General features: G+C 55.4%; 1 protein-coding gene. It reads right to left on the bottom strand.

All coding sequences use genetic code 11. The annotated features are described in order from the left end of the window. On the bottom strand, positions 1 to 1,064 hold a 1,064-nt coding region (locus A596_RS05050), incomplete at both ends, for a YceI family protein (protein WP_039913074.1).

Below are 1,064 nucleotides of genomic sequence, written 5' to 3'. Positions count from 1 at the left end.
GTCGTGCCACCGGTAAATACAACACTCACCGGAGTAGTTCCCGCTGACGGAATACTGTCGGTATAGCTGATGACTTTATAGTCATAAGTGCCAGACTCGGTCAGAAGGTCCAGGTAGGACACGGTGTTCGCGGCATTATTCTTTGCAGTGTACCAACGGCCATCAGCCCCTTTACGACGCACCAGGAAGCCGGTTTCGTTCGCACTGGCATCCGCCCAGTTCAGGTTGGCACCGGTGCTAACCGCAGTACCGCTCACACTCAATGGTGCAGCCGGTGCAGTAGGCAGGCTGATTGCCGCTGTATTGGTCGGGTTGCTGTTGGTCAGGAATAACTTGAAGTACACAGGTGTTTTCTCACCGATAGTGCTCAAGCCCATCAGGTTGCGCAGGTATTCAATCCCGTAGTTGAGATCGAAATCGGTAGAGTTGATGACGATGGGTTTACGTGGAGAGAACGAAACACTGCCGTTGCTGTGTTTGACCACCAGGGCATCAAACACGATGGATTTCACAACGCCGTGCAGGATCAGGTTGCCGGTGACAGATTGCACGGACGTGCTGCCTGCTGCCAGAGCGTCAATCGCTGTCAGGTCAAGTTGGGTCGTGAAGTGCAAGCTGGGCAGGTACGCCGACTCGAACACGTAATCCTGCAGTCGTCCATCGCGGATAGTCTGTGCAGTATTGATGCTGGCCAATGGGATGGTCAGGGTTGCCTGACCCGTCGGAGACACAGTGCCTTGCAAGGTATTGAAGGTAAAGTTTTCCGGGGTTTCTACACCGGCGGCACTTTTCTTCACAGACACAAAGTGGAAGGTGGAGTTGGTTGCATCCACCAACCAGCGAGCCACGACACCATTGCTGACAGAGCTACTGCTGCCGGTGATCGGGGTAGAACTACGGCTGCTGCTGGTGCTGGTGATTGGCGTAGAGCTGCTACTGCTGGTGCTGGGTTGGCTGGTATTGCCACCACAAGACGCCCCGTTGAGGGTAAACGCCGTGGGTGCTGCACCCGGGTTATTCACCAGGAAACCAAACGACGCCGTACCGTTGGCCGCCAGGTTAGG

It is taken from the genome of Cellvibrio mixtus subsp. mixtus J3-8, assembly GCF_000766945.1.
In the GTDB taxonomy this organism is placed as follows: Bacteria; Pseudomonadota; Gammaproteobacteria; order Pseudomonadales; family Cellvibrionaceae; genus Cellvibrio; species Cellvibrio mixtus_A.
The sequence above is the reverse complement of the archived record's forward strand: the minus strand, read 5'-3'. Positions and strand labels throughout refer to the sequence as shown.